Genomic DNA, 14,177 nt, shown 5'->3' with positions numbered 1-14,177 from the left:
CATCCTCCAGGCTTTATTGTCGTGGCGACGCCAGGAGAGCGGCGTTGCCTTGTTATTGCGCCGAGTCTAGGGAGCGGTTTTGTCATCGTAAAATCACAAAAACTGCGGCTCGATATTGGTTATCCAGATAGCGTCAGCCAACCGTTGTGGTAAATATATAGACAAATAATCAAAATATGTTCAACTATTCGGCGAGATGCAGCCTTAAAATAAAACAGACAAGGAGAATGCCATGCGTGCCGCAATCATTTCCGAGCGCAATGCGCCGCCAGTAGTCGGCGAGTTTCGCGAGCCGAAGCCGCAAGACGGCGCAGTCCTGATCGATGTTGATACCGCTGGCCTGGGGGGCTGGGATGTACTGGGCGCCTACCGTCTGGGTGTTGAATACCCCTGTGTCATTCGCGGCGAAGGCGTGGGCCGTGCGCCGGATGGCCGCCGGGTGTACTTCGGCGAGCGCTCGGTATTGCCGTTTGGTGCCTTCGCAGAGCGAACCCTGGTGCCACAAGCCGAAGTGTGGGATGTACCGGACGACGTAGACGACAAAACCGCAATCAGCATGGGCATCGCCGCCACCGGTGCCATCATTCCCCTGGAAAAAGCCGCGATCCAGAAGGGTGAAAAAGTCCTGATTCTGGGCGCCACCGGCACCCTCGGGCAGATCGCCTTGCAACTGGCCCGCGGCATGGGGGCGGGCAAGGTGGTCGGTGCGGCGCGGTCGGCTGACGCGCTCGGGCGACTGAAGTCCCGGGGCCTGGCCGACGCTGTAGTGACCTTGGGTGGCAGTGATGATGTGGCTGCACTCAAGGATGCCGCCGATGGCGGATTTGATGTGGTGCTGGACCTGGTGTGCGGTCAACCCATGTTGACGGCCCTGAAAGCCACCAACTGGGGTGCGCGTATCATGACCATTGGCACTGGTGCCGGTCGCCAACTCAATCTGGACATTGCCGATCTTCTGTTCCGCAACCTGTCGTGCATCGGCACAGGCCAGCGCCCGCCCGCAGATCGTGAGCAGATCTGGCTGCGTCTGCTGAAGATCGCCAGGGAACAGCAGATCGAGGTGGATTACCTGGATTTCACCCTGGACCAGGCGGCTGAAGCCTGGGCCGCGCAGGTCAACGGGCCCCATGCAAAAATTACCGCCTCGATTCGTCGTTAAACAGGGTAGCGCGCAAAGGCGCCCTTGCCAGGGTGCCTTTCAGCACGGGTGCTGTGGGTGAAAATCCTCAGCCCAGACGCCCTTTGCTTTGTGGCATGCGGCATTGAAAGCGATGTTTTTTTTTGCGGCCCGCCCCCTGCTTGATCAACCTGCGCCAGGTATCACTGAATCAGATGACGAAAGGCAAAGATATTTCCATGCGCCAGCTGCGCTATTTTGTGGCCGCCGCCGATGCCGGGCAGTTTTCCCAGGCAGCATTGAAGGCACATGTATCGCAGTCGGCGATCACCGCGGCGGTGTTGCACCTGGAACACTCCATGGGCGTCAGTCTGTTCGACCGCCTACCCCACGGCGTGACCCTGACTGCTGAGGGCAACAAGTTTTCCCAGCATGCGCGGCACATCCTCGACACCCTGCAGGACGCGCTCAGCGAGCCGCTGTTTCTTGGCCATGCCATGCAGGGAACCGTGCGCGTGGGTGCCTCCTACACCGTACTTGGTTATTTTCTGCCGGCACTGCTGGCCCGTTTCAAACGTAGTTACCCGCAGGTCGAGATCGACCTCGTCGACATGGACCGCCAGAGCATTGAAGAAGCCCTGGGCAATGGCGACCTTGACCTGGGCCTGACGATTGTCTCCAACACACCGAACCTGGAGGGGCTGGCCCATCAGGTGCTGATTCGCTCCCGTCGCCAGCTCTGGCTGGCCAGTCAGCACCCGCTGATATCGGCGCCCTCAATCAATCTTGAAGACGTCGCGGAGCATGCCTACATCCTCGCCACGGTCGATGAGGGAGAAATTTCAACTTCGCGCTATTGGGAGTCCCGTGGCCTGGCGCCCAAGATTGCATTTCGCACCTCTTCCATGGAGGCATTGCGCGGCCTGGTGGGCCATGGTTTTGGCGTGACCATTCTCTCGGACATGCTCTACCGAGCCTGGTCCCTGGAAGGCAAGAAAATTGAAATCCGCCCGCTGGTGGACGTGATCCCGCCCATGGAACTCGGACTGATCTGGCTGCCCGATACCCGTTTGTCCGCACCGGCCCAGGCATTCCGGCAGTTCATGATCATGGCTTGCGCTTCGTAGTCTTACCCGCCGGCCACGCGCACGGCGTTGCCTGGTTATTGGCCGGAATCGAGGGAGGAGGGGATCGTTAAATCAAGCGAACTGTGCAGTGGTATTGGATATTCAGATACTGGAAGACACGTTGGTTTTGGCGACTTCGCAGAGGGGGCTGTCTACGCGTGGTACATCAATTTCAATTCGCTGGTTGCTTGATATCTCCGCAGAAAATATCGACGTAGCCATCGGCTGGAGTCGTCGTCACGACCACGGAGTAGTCTGTGGAAAACAGTTCCGACATGGCGACAGGCGCGCTGCGTGAATAGGTCCAGCCACCGGTGTCTGAAATGCGGCTGGTGTTGATCCGGTCATTCATCGTGTAGGCCACGGGCCCTGGCTGTTTGCAGCTGCCTTTACGGATAGAGGAATAGAGGTTCAAGGGACTGAGGGTACCGCTTGGAACCCCACTGATGATGAAGGTAAAGGCGGTCTCCTGGCCTTGGCTGGCCAACGTCACATTGGCAATCTCGCCGGTGTTGCGGGGCGTAGCCAGCAGAGGAATGGTCACTGTCTGGCTTGATGAATGCGTACAGCCAAACATCATCACAGTGACCATCAGCGCCGCCGACCGGTTTCTCATGTTCATGATCAACCTCCTGCTTAACAAATGTAGTACGGGGGGATTTTGGTATAGCGCATCGAGCGCTTTTTGGGGGAGATGCTGACGGGAGGGCGATGCTGTTCTAGCGGTTGTTTCTTGAACTGCCGGATCACCGTTGAGCGTTCCGACAGTTTCCGATCATGGCTCGCGCAGCCTGGCTTCGCTACTCACGAGTATTGCAGGCTGGCGGCCAGGTCCCGTTGTTCATCAGGCTGTCAAAGGTTGCGGTCATTTCCTGCGCCGAGTTCGGGTAGTCATGGCGCACCCACCACAGCCACAGTCCCGTCAGTGCTCCGACAAAACAGCGCACGGCGGCTTCGCCACGCATGTGTTCGACCTGATACAGGCCTTGCTTTCGGTAATGCTCTCGCACCTGAATGATCAGAATGTTTTCCAGGTGGGCGAGAATCACGTTCTGTCCCGGCCCGCTGAAAAACGCCGTCGTCAACGCGGCATGTCGTTCGGTCGCGCTGAACAGCCAGGTCGACACTTCCAGCACAACGCGGCGGTCGCCATCGACCTCGGTGACCTTCGTCGCGGGCATGCCTATGGCTTCGTATCCGGCGACGATCAGGTCTTCCTTGTCGCGAAAGTGCGCGTAGAAGGTCGACCGCGCCACGCCCGTGCTGTCGAGCAATTGCTGGACGGTAATGCCCTCGTAGCCCTTTTCCAGGGCCAGGCGATACATGTGGTCGAGCAGCAGTTCACGCGTGCGCTGGGAGCGCAGGGCATGGCGTTGATTGGAGATATTTTTGTCGAACATTTGCACACGAGCTAAGTGAGACATCCTTTACCTCTGCAGAGCTTTTTTTATTGGAGTCTTGGCGTCTGGCGCGGGTCTCGCCTGACGGTGATGGGTAAACCGTGGCCTGCGTTGTTTTATACCAGCAAGATATGTTTTAGAACATTTTTAACGAAAGTGTTAATGAAATGCCGGTTTGCCGAACAAATTCGCGGTTCTGTCCGTTGTGGCGACCACCCACCGGCAGTACCGTTTCTCCAGTCCGATAGAGACCCTGGAGAACAATAATGAACCCTGCTCCTGAGACGCCCGAGCCATTTCCCGCGCATGTCCCACCCCATTTGATCCGTGATTTCGATCTGTGGGCAGAGCTCACCGCCCAAGGTGAAAATGCCTATCAGTGGGCAGCGGCGCTGCACCAGACGACCCCACCGATTTTCTGGATTCCACGCCTGGGCTTTCTGCCCGGTACCTGGGTGCCGCGCCGGGCGGAAGACCTGCGGCGCATACTGCAAGACCCGCAAACCTTCAGCAGTGTCGGCCTTACGCCTTATTCGATGTTGCTCGGTGAAAGCTGGCGTCTGGCGCCGCTGGAAATCGATCCACCGGAACATGCCAAGTACCGCGCCTTGCTCAACCCGTTGTTCACACCCAAGAAGGTCGAGGCGCTGGAGCAGGACATTCGGCTGCTGGCCAATCAACTGATCGACGAGGTGATTGCCCAGGGCCGCTGCGATTTCAACGAAGCGTTCGCCAAACCCTTTCCAACCCTGATCTTCCTTACGCTCATGGGCTGGCCACTGGAAGACCGGCCGCTGTTCCAGCACTGGACGCAGACGCTGATCAAAAGCTTCGACATGCAAACAGTCACCGACAACGCGCGAGCCATTACCACCTGGATCCGCAACCATATAGCCGAGCGTCGCGCCAACCCTGGCGACGATTTCACCAGCTATCTGCTGGCCAGCCAGATCGATGGCCGGCTGCTGACCGACGATGAAATGCTCGGCATCAACTTCCTGATCTTCATCGCCGGCCTGGACACGGTGACCTCCTGCCTGGGCCTGTTCTTTCGCCATCTGGCGCGCCATCCCGAGCAACAGGCACAACTGCGCGCCAACCCTGAACTGATTGGCTATGCGGTGGAAGAACTGCTGCGTTCGTACTCCATCGTCAACATGCGCCGCACGGTCACCTGCGATGTGCAAGTCGGCGAAGCCACGATGAAGAAGGGCGACATGGTGTTGATCAGCACCGAGCTGGCCAACCTGGATCCTGAAGTGTTTGACGAGGCTGACAAGGTCGACTTCCAGCGCAGTGCCGGTGCATCGCCGCACATGGCTTTTTCCTACGGTGTGCACCGCTGCGTGGGTTCGCACCTGGCGCGTCGGGAGTTGCGAATCGCCATGGAGTTGTGGCTGCAACGCTTGCCACCGTTTCGCATCGCCGACAACAGCACGCCCAGGTTCAATGCATTCGGCGTGTTCGGCATGGAAGAACTGCATTTGCAGTGGGACCTGCCGGGGAATACCGCAAACGCTCGTTCCAAACAGGCGGCCAGCGCATGAAGGTAGTGATCGATCAACCCGGCTGCGTCGGCCACGCCCGTTGCCACAACGTCGCGCCAACACTCTATCCGCTGGATGACAACGGCTACATCGCCAGCAGCGGCTTTAACGTTCCCGAGGGGCAGGAGGGGCTGGCCCAGCGGGGCGCCCGGGCCTGCCCCGAGCGTGTGATCGAAGTGCGCGATGTACCGGCCGAAACCCGGCAAGTGCCACCCGAGGCTGACTGACCGCTGACGGTCGCAGGCTAACAGCAACCAGCAAAAAAGAAGAACAATAATGAGCAAAACCTACGACTACATCATCATTGGTGCGGGCTCCTCTGGCTGTGTGTTGGCCAATCGATTGTCCGCCAACTCGAGCATGTCGGTACTGCTGATCGAAAGTGGGCCGGACCACACCAGCCCATTGATCGCCATGCCGAGGGGCATCGGCAAACTGCTCAACCCCGGCAATCCCCACGTCTGGAGCTACCAGGCCGCGCGTGGCGAAGGAATGGCCGACGAGCAGTGGCTCAAGGGCAAAACCATTGGTGGCTCTAGTTCAGTAAATGGCATGGTCTACGTGCGGGGGACGCCAGCCGATTACGATAGCTGGGAAGCACAGGGCTGCACGGGATGGGGCTGGGCCGACATGGGGCGACAGTTCGTGGCCCTGGAAGACCACCAACTGGGCAAGGCCAAATGGCGGGGTGTCGGTGGTCCGCTCAAGGTCTCCATACACCCGACAAAACATGCCCTGTGCGATGCAGTCATCAGCGCCGCTGGCGAGCTTGGGGTGGCGCGGACAGACGACACCAACCATGTCGACTCGGTCCTGCACGGCGGCTTTGGTTATCAGCCGCAAACCACCTGGAAAGGGCAACGATTCAGTGCGGCGAAAGCCTTTCTCGAGCCGGTGCGTAACCGTCCCAACTTGACGGTAATGACCGGCACGGACGTGCAGCGCATTGAGTTCGACAAGCGCCGCGCCAGCGCCGTACAGGTCAGCAACAGCCAGGGCAAAAGCCGTTTCGAGGTGCGCCGTGAGGTGTTGCTGTGTGCCGGTGCCATCGAATCACCCAAGCTGTTGCAATTGTCCGGCATCGGTCCGGCCGAGCTATTGAATTCACTGGGCATCGAGGTGCTGCAGGACGCACCTGATGTGGGGCGCAATCTGCGTGAACACGTGTACATGGCCATGCAGTACCGGGTTACCAGTGGCAGCTTCAACCATTGTTTCCATGGCGTCGGTTTGCTGGGCGCGGTGGCGCAGTACTTCCTGCGCAAGAAAGGGCCGATGACCCATGCTGCCCACGAGGCCGGCGGCTTTATCAAGACCCGTCCGGAGCTGGACCTGCCGGATGCGCAAATTGGCGTCAGCCTCTATTCCATGGATGGCGACGGCAACAAGGTCGAAATCGACAAGCAGCCAGGCCTGACCATTGGCGGTTACTTCCTGCGCCCACAGAGCCAAGGCGAGGTGCGTATCCAATCGACGGATGCGTCCGTGCCGCCGCAGATCAACGCCAATTACCTGAGCGCCGACATCGATCGCTCCTCGGCCATTGCCTTGTTCCGCTGGTTCCGTCGCCTGGCCGAACAGCCGGTACTCAAACCCTTCATCGTTGGTGAGTTGACACCCGGCCCGCGGGTGGAAAGCGACGAGCAGATTCTTGCCGCTTTCCGCCGCTTCGGCCAAACCGCTTTCCACGTCTCCGGCACCTGCCGCATGGGCAGCGATAGCGCTTCCGTGCTCGACCCGCAACTGCGCGTGCGGGGTGTCGAGGGGCTGCGCGTGATCGACACCTCGGTGATGCCTTGCCTGGTCTCCGGCAACACCAATGCCCCGGCCATGGCCATCGCCATGCGCGCAGCAGAACTCATTACCGGCAAAACCTCAGGAATCACAACACGATGAACCAGAGCACTGTGAGTGTCCCCTTTACTCAACTGGACAAGCTGTACATCGACGGTGCGTGGGTGGGCGCCGACGGTCCGCGCGAAGCCGTGCTCAACCCGGCCACTGAAGCGGTGATCGGGCATGCGCCGACCGGTGATTTGCACAGCGCCGAGGCGGCCATTGCCGCCGCGCGCAACGCTTTTGATAACGGCCCATGGCCCCGCTTGAGCATGGCCGAGCGTGCCGGTTACATGCGACGCATGCACGCCGCGCTGGTGGCCAAGCGTGAACAGATTGCAGCGCTGATCATCGCTGAAGTCGGCTGCTCGCAAGGCGTGACGTATGCCATGCAGGTGGACATGCCGTTGGGCCATGTGCTGACGGCCATCGAGCAATCGGTGCACAGCGATAGCGTGCAGATTCCGGTGCAGGCCAATCCCAATCCGTTCAACCCGACGGGGCCGATGATTCTCGGCAGTGGCACGGTGGAGCGCGAAGCCATTGGCGTGGTCGCCGGGATCACCGGCTACAACTTTCCGTTTCTGCTCAACCTGGCCAAGGTGTTTCCTGCCTTGCTGGCAGGCAACACCCTGGTGCTCAAGCCATCACCCTTTACCCCGTATTCGGCCTTGCTGTTCGGGCAGATCGCCGAAGAAGTCGGCTTGCCAAAAGGGGTGCTGAACATCGTCACCGGTGGCGTTGAGGTGGGCAGCTTGTTGAGCAGTGACCCACGGGTGGACATGGTCTCGTTCACCGGCTCCGAAGCGGTGGGGGTGAGCATCATGAGCCAGGCTGCAGCGACCCTCAAACGCGTGCACCTGGAGCTGGGCGGCAAGTCGGCGTTGATCGTGCGCGCCGACGCGGACATTCAGGCCACCGCCCTGGGCGCTGTCGCCGGGCTTTCGGTCAACGCCGGCCAGGGTTGCGCACTGCTGACACGCTTTGTGGTGCATCACTCGGTGCGTGAGCAATTTGTGCAGTGCGCCAAGGCCATTGCCAGCCAGTGGAAGGTCGGCGACCCGACGGACCCGAGCGTGATGATGGGCCCGCTGATTCGTGAGTCGCAGAGGGCCAAGGTCGAGCACTTCGTTGCCAGCGGTCGTGATGCCGGGGCCACGCTGGTCTGTGGCGGTGGGCGACCGGCGCATCTGCGGCAAGGATTTTTCAGCGACATCACCCTGTTCGATGACGTGCGCAACGACATGCTCATTGCCCAGGAGGAAATCTTCGGGCCGGTGGGCGTGGTGATCGGTTTCGACAGCGACGACGAGGCCGTGGCCATCGCCAACGATTCGCGATTTGGCCTGAACGGTGCCGTGGCTTCGGCAGATGCCGCGACGGCCTACGCCCTGGCCCAGCGCATTCGTGCCGGTAGCGTTTACCTCAATGGCGGCAGCGGCAGCCTGCCGTATGCGCCCATCGGTGGCTACAAGCGTTCCGGGCTGGGCCGTGAGTTTGGACCGAACTGGCTCAATGAGTTCACCCAGGAAAAATCCATCATCTACCCCATCGGGCGATAGCTGCGACGCCCTGTGGTCAGGGCGTGGACGGGACGACTGACAATAAAAACAAAAGGTGGTTTGCATGAAACAGATGAGAAAACAGGGGCGTCTGCGGGCCCGGCGGGCGATGGTGTTGCTGGCAGTGGGCAAGTTGGCGTTGGGGTGCAGTGGTGCGGTAATGGCGGCGCCCATCGAGTTGTCCAACCCGGATTTCAGCCTGCGTTGGGATAACACCGTGCGTTACAACCTGGGCATGCGCATGGAGAATCAAGACCGGCGCATCATGAACAACCCCAACTACGATGAGTCCGACGGCAAGTTCGACAAGCATGACATCGTCAACAACCGAGTCGACATTCTCAGTGAAATCGATTTTTCCTATCAAAAGGACTGGGGCGCACGGCTCAGTGCCGCCGGCTGGTACGACCAGGCGTACCACGACAACGATGTGCGCAGTAACGTCCCAGGTTTCCAGACCAGCTACTTCAACGACCACTACAGCTCGGAAGTGAAGCGCTACGTCGAAGGCCCGTCAGGGGAGATTCTCGACGCGTTCCTGTGGAAAAACCTGCGCCTGGGCGATTCCACGGTGAACGTCAAGATCGGCCGCCACACCAACTATTGGGGCGAGGGGTTGCTGTTCGGCGCCCATGCGATTTCCTACTCGCAAGCCCCCCTCGACGGCGCGAAAGCAGTCTCCAGTCCCGGTATCGAAACCAAGGAAGTGTTTCTGCCTTTGGGGCAAATCTCTGCCAAGGTCCAGGCCACCGACAACCTGACCCTGGCCGCGCAGTATTTCTATGAGTGGGACTACACCCGCATTCCCTACGGTGGCACCTACTTCGGCGCGGCCGACCCGTTCTTCGAGGGCCCGGACCGCCTGCCGGTGGCGCCAGGTTTCTCCTTTGACCGGGAGAAATCCAAATACGGTCGTGACTCGGCCAACTGGGGGGTGATGGGCAAGTACGATGTCGAGGCGATTCAATCGACCATTGGTGCCTACTACCGCCAGTTCGACGACTACCAGCCCTGGCTGGCGCCGGAAGTTTCGGCCGCCACCGGTACCTATCGCCTGGTGTACCCACGCAGCGTCAAGCTGGTCGGCCTGAGTTTGTCGACGGTCCTGGACACGGTGTCGGTGGGCAGCGAGATTTCTTATCGCCAGAACGGAGCCCTGAATGCGGTGGGCGTCGATCCGACGGATAACGAAGGGCCACGCGGCGATACCTACCACTTTGTGGTCAACGCCGTTTACGGAGTGCCGCGCAACTTCATCGCGCCGAACGCCACGCTGATCGGCGAGTTCGCCTACAGCCACTTGCGCAAAGTGACCGAGCACGAAGAACTGTACCTGGGCAAGAACAGCCCCAACTGTGTCGATCCACGTGTGGGTACGCCCGGTTCAGGCGACAAGAGCGATGGCTGCTCGACCCGCGATTACGCAGCCTTCGCCGTTAACTACACACCTCAGTACCTGTCGGTCTTCCCGTCCTGGGACATGACCGTGCCACTGACCGTCAATTATGGCCTGTCGGGCAACGCCGCCAGCGCCGGTGGTGGTAACGAAGGTGCGCTGACCTGGTCTGCCGGTGTGCAAATGACCTACGCCCAGCGCTACGAATTCGGCCTGCGTTATTCCGACACCGACGCCCAGTCGAAGAACATTCCCGACGACACCGTCGGCGGTAACGGTGCTGTCGGCGGGACCGACCGTGGCTGGCTCAACTTCACCTTTAAAACCTCCATCTAAAAACGCCAAGAAGCGGAGTACCTGATCATGAAAGGACAATTTGCATGGGCGGTGGCGTTGCTGAGCATCGCCACCTGCAGCCTGGCAGCGGCACCGGCCGACCAGGTGGCACAAATCGGCAAGACCCTGACCCCGTTCGGCGCAATCATCGCAGGCAATGCCGATGGCAGCATCCCGCCCTACACCGGGGGGCTGCGGCAGATCCCGCCGGGTTTCAAGCCCGACAGTGGGTTCTGGGTCGACCCGTTCAAGGATGAAAAACCGATATTGCGCATCAACTCGAAAAACATGGAGCAGTACGCCGACAAGTTGAGTGGCGGGCAAAAAATGCTGCTCGGCAAATTCCCTGACTATTACCTGGATATCTACCCGAGCCATCGTACGGCGGCCTACCCGCAAGAGATCCTCGATGCCTCAGCACGCAATGCCAGTACTTGCCACACTACCGAGGACAACCTGGCGGTGGACCCGACCTGTCGTGGCGGCTTGCCGTTTCCGTTGCCGCAGAACGGCAACGAGGTGATCTGGAACCAGCAACTGCGCTACAAGGGGTCGGGCTACACCACCACGTCATCGTCCAATAGCTGGGTAGTGGACTCCCGAGGGGCGGTAACCAAGACCGCCGAGTCCGCCACCATGGAGGAGGCGCCGTACTATCAGGTCAAGCAGGCTGATCGTGATCCGCAGTTGTATTACCGCGCCTGGGCAATGGACAGCTACCCGGCCCGCAGTGCCGGGCAACTGATTATCCTCGCCGACTTCCTGAATCCGCAAAGCCAGCCGCGCCGCGCATGGAGCTACACCCCGGGCATGCGCCGGATCAAGTTGGCGCCTGAGTTCGCCTACGACACACCAGTGCCGAACCAGGGGGGCGTGAACCTGTTTGACGAGTTGCAAATGTTCTCGGGCAGCCAGGATCGCTTCGACTACAAACTGGTGGGCCGCAAGGAAATGTACATTCCGTACAACGCCTACAAGTTCTATTTCGGCTGCGGTCAGGATGAGCAGTTCATGGCGCACCACGCCAACCCGGCCTGCGAGCGTTGGGAACTGCACCGGGTGTGGGTGGTGGAAGCCACGCTGAAACCGGGCAAACGCCACGTCTATAGCAAGCGCACCTACTACCTCGACGAAGACACCTTTGGTGCCGGCCTGTATGACGCCTGGGACCAGGGCGGCGTGTTGTACCGGGCGCTGTTCCAGAGCGGCGTTCAGCTGTATGACAAAACCCTGCCATACACGGTGAAGAACGTCAGCTACGACTTCAACAAAGGTATGTGGTCATTGATCAACGATGGCCTCAAAGGCGGTTACCGGGTGCATGACCAACCCTTGTCCGAGCGCGACATGAAACCCGAATCCATTGTCGCCCAGGAAACACAACGCTGACCGCACCAATCGCACACACGTTTGCGGCCTGAAAGGGCCGCTTTTTTTTGCCTGTTTTTGCACGCTCCGGGTTTTTTTCCACGCTTGAAAAGGTGAATTCTCTTGTTAATTAACTGAACACAAATTAAAAATGTGTTTATATTTATGCTGAGGCATTCTTGTCTCAATTCAAGCCAGTCACCCGCCAATCGGTGATTCGGCGCGCTGGCTAATGACAATAAGGAGAACGCCATGCTGATTGATGTCCACGCTCATTTGCTGACCGAAGGCATGCTGAACCGCCACGAGTTCTGGGGACCTTTCATGAAGGTGCAGGGGCTGACCGTGGGGCACTTTTCCCTCGGCACCAAGCAACCGGCCAAGGCCGCGACCGATGCCGAAGCGCAGGCCAATATCCTGGCGCGCATGAGCCACGCCAGCCGTCGCAAGCTGATGACCGAGCGGGGCGTCGATAAACTGGTGATGTCCACGCCGTCCCACTGCTTTATGTATTGGGCGGGAGATTTCGCCAATGAATATGCACGCATCTGCAACGACGAGTTGTCGGCATTCTGCCGGGCCGATCCCGACCACTTCGATTTCTGGTGCCATGCCAACCTGGCGGACCCACTGAACGCTGCTAAGGAAATCGAACGTGCCGTGACCCAACTGGGCGCCAAGGGTGTGTGCGTGGGTGGGGCCAACTTCAATGGTCTGGAAGCTCACGACGAACGCTTGTTCCCTGTCTGGGAAAAGCTCACTCAACTCGACGTGCCGATCATGGTGCACGGCTTCAACCAGTCGATTTACTGGGGTGAAAAACACACCGACGACAAGTTTGAAACCACCTCGATCGTGGGGGATTGCGTCGATGAAACGTTGTTCTTCTGGTACCTGATCTGCGGCGGTGCGCTGGATGTGTTCCCAACCCTGAAAACCTACATCACCCATGCCGGCGGCATGGCGGTGTTCCAGTTGGGACGCTTGAGCGAACTCAACCGGGCCATGGCACCGGACTCGCGTAACAAGCGGCCACTGATGGAGTACATGCAGAATTTCTACTTCGACCTCGACGTGCATGCGCCTGGCTTGCGTCGTGGCGTGGCGGAGGTGGTGGGGGCAGATCGCTTGTTGTACGGCACCAATTTCGGCGGCGCCTATGACCATGGCGATCTGACAGAAGGTTTGGGCCTGTCCGCCCATGACCGCGAGCGGATTCGCAGCGGTAATGCCATCGAGTTGCTCAAGTTGAAAGTGCCGGCCAACGCCAATGTGGTGTTGACGCCGTGACGGGCAGCCTGCTGACCGTGCCCACCGGGCGGCCCTATCTGCAGCGTGACGGCCGCCTGCCGCGGCACCTCAGCGAGGTCACTGCGCCGTGGCTCACGCAGCTATTGCAGCCACGCTACCCCGGCATCGAAGTGCTGGCGTTGACAGCGGTGGAGGTGCGAAACGGGCACACCACCAAGTACCGCGTCAGACTGGAACTGAACGAGGTCGGACAACGCGCGGGTATACCCGCGCATGTTTGCCTGAAGTCGAACTGGTCCGAGGGCTTCGAAAGCGGCGATATCTGTGAGCTCGAATCACGCTTCTATCATTTGGCGCACGGCTGGTCCGACGCGCCATTGCCAAACACCTGGTTCACTGACTGGGATGCCGATGGCGGTGGCCGGGGTGTGGTGATGATGGAAGACCTGGGGCTTGCCACCGGGCAGTTCGGCCATAGCACCGATCACCTCGGTGTGGACGGTGTCGCCCGGGGGCTGGAGTCATTGGCCTCGCTGCATGCGGCGACCTGGGACCTGCGTGGTTTGCAGGCGCAGGGCTGGTTGCCGGTGTCGATGGCCAACCCGGTGGACAGCGACGGCCTGCTGCGCATGTACAACTACATCAAGGTCAATCTGCGCAAACCGGATTACCAGCGACTGCTGCCGAAGTGGATGTACGAGACACCGGAGTTGTTCAGCCATGCCTTCGATGAATTGGCGACCTTCGAACGGGAACAGATGTCGCCAAGTTGTGTGATTCATGGCGACTCGCATCAGGGCAACAGCTTCCTGCGCAGCGATGGCCAACGCATCTGGCTGGACTGGCAACTGGCCCGGCGCGGCCGGCCATGGCGTGATGTCGCGTATTTCATGATCGGCGCACTGACCGTTGCGCAGCGCCAGGCCGACGCCCAGAACCTGCTTCGGGTGTACCGGGAGAAGTTGATCAGCCTGGGTGCCGAAGGTGTACTCGATCAAGACGCGGCGTGGGCGCAACTGCGCCGTTGGCCGGTGTGGGGCATGCAGACGTGGATGTCGAACATGGATGACTGGGGGCAGGCAGGGTTGCCGATGGTGGAGCGTTTTTTTGCCGCCGCCGAAGATTTTGATACGGTGCGTTTGCTCACTCACGGTCGCAAGCCGCGCCGAACGCCGATACTGGGGCAGGGGGCACGGCCGTTGACGCAGGCCTATCAACATCTATTGGAGGATTGAGC

At 59.9% G+C, this 14,177-nt stretch carries 12 protein-coding genes; 10 read left to right on the top strand and 2 right to left on the bottom strand.

Translation table 11 applies throughout. From position 1 onward, the window contains the following. The first annotated feature begins 232 nt into the window (after positions 1-232). Both B0D71_RS05740 and B0D71_RS05735 read left to right on the top strand, forming a co-directional pair. Positions 233-1,159, top strand: coding sequence for a quinone oxidoreductase family protein (locus B0D71_RS05740; protein ID WP_103393878.1), 927 nt, complete (start codon positions 233-235; stop codon positions 1,157-1,159). Positions 1,160-1,332: 173 nt separating this feature from the next. Then, positions 1,333-2,244 carry a LysR family transcriptional regulator gene (locus B0D71_RS05735; protein ID WP_103394032.1) on the top strand — a complete coding sequence of 304 codons (912 nt, stop codon included), beginning with the start codon at positions 1,333-1,335 and terminating at the stop codon, positions 2,242-2,244. A 172-nt stretch (positions 2,245-2,416) separates the two neighbouring features. Here the strand turns inward: B0D71_RS05735 and B0D71_RS05730 are convergent, their stop codons facing one another. Next, the gene (locus B0D71_RS05730; protein WP_103393877.1) at positions 2,417-2,866 is read right to left on the bottom strand and encodes a hypothetical protein; all 450 of its coding nucleotides are present in this window, start codon (positions 2,864-2,866) and stop codon (positions 2,417-2,419) included. Positions 2,867-3,044: 178 nt separating this feature from the next. After that, positions 3,045-3,644, bottom strand: coding sequence for a TetR/AcrR family transcriptional regulator (locus B0D71_RS05725; RefSeq protein WP_240635671.1), 600 nt, complete (start codon positions 3,642-3,644; stop codon positions 3,045-3,047). Between the two features lie 266 nt (positions 3,645-3,910). Between B0D71_RS05725 and B0D71_RS05720 the strand changes: the two genes are divergently transcribed. The 8 genes from B0D71_RS05720 (at position 3,911) to B0D71_RS05685 (ending at position 14,175) form a co-directional block, all read left to right on the top strand. Next, positions 3,911-5,191: a cytochrome P450 gene (locus B0D71_RS05720; RefSeq protein WP_103393875.1), complete on the top strand. Its 1,281-nt coding sequence runs from the start codon at positions 3,911-3,913 to the stop codon at positions 5,189-5,191. Continuing rightward, positions 5,188-5,418 carry a ferredoxin gene (locus tag B0D71_RS05715; protein ID WP_103393874.1) on the top strand — a complete coding sequence of 77 codons (231 nt, stop codon included), beginning with the start codon at positions 5,188-5,190 and terminating at the stop codon, positions 5,416-5,418. Before B0D71_RS05720 ends, B0D71_RS05715 begins: the two co-directional genes overlap by 4 nt. A gap of 49 nt (positions 5,419-5,467) precedes the next feature. Next, on the top strand, positions 5,468-7,087 hold the full coding sequence (locus B0D71_RS05710) for a GMC family oxidoreductase (RefSeq protein WP_103393873.1): 1,620 nt from the start codon (positions 5,468-5,470) through the stop codon (positions 7,085-7,087). Continuing rightward, positions 7,084-8,589, top strand: a complete 1,506-nt coding sequence (locus tag B0D71_RS05705; RefSeq protein WP_205885968.1) for an aldehyde dehydrogenase family protein — start codon at positions 7,084-7,086, stop codon at positions 8,587-8,589. Before B0D71_RS05710 ends, B0D71_RS05705 begins: the two co-directional genes overlap by 4 nt. A gap of 64 nt (positions 8,590-8,653) precedes the next feature. Continuing rightward, a complete protein-coding gene (locus tag B0D71_RS05700; protein WP_103393872.1) occupies positions 8,654-10,321 on the top strand; it encodes a DUF1302 domain-containing protein in 1,668 nt (555 codons plus the stop codon). A 27-nt stretch (positions 10,322-10,348) separates the two neighbouring features. Continuing rightward, a complete protein-coding gene (locus B0D71_RS05695) occupies positions 10,349-11,710 on the top strand; it encodes a DUF1329 domain-containing protein (RefSeq protein WP_103393871.1) in 1,362 nt (453 codons plus the stop codon). Positions 11,711-11,941: 231 nt separating this feature from the next. Next, positions 11,942-12,979 carry an amidohydrolase family protein gene (locus tag B0D71_RS05690; protein WP_103393870.1) on the top strand — a complete coding sequence of 346 codons (1,038 nt, stop codon included), beginning with the start codon at positions 11,942-11,944 and terminating at the stop codon, positions 12,977-12,979. After that, positions 12,976-14,175 (top strand): phosphotransferase, encoded by a 1,200-nt coding sequence (locus tag B0D71_RS05685; protein WP_103393869.1) that lies wholly within the window; start codon positions 12,976-12,978, stop codon positions 14,173-14,175. Before B0D71_RS05690 ends, B0D71_RS05685 begins: the two co-directional genes overlap by 4 nt. The last annotated feature ends 2 nt before the right edge of the window (positions 14,176-14,177 follow it).

It is taken from the genome of Pseudomonas laurylsulfativorans, assembly GCF_002906155.1.
In the GTDB taxonomy this organism is placed as follows: Bacteria; Pseudomonadota; Gammaproteobacteria; order Pseudomonadales; family Pseudomonadaceae; genus Aquipseudomonas; species Aquipseudomonas laurylsulfativorans.
This window is presented reverse-complemented; position numbering and strand designations above follow the sequence as displayed.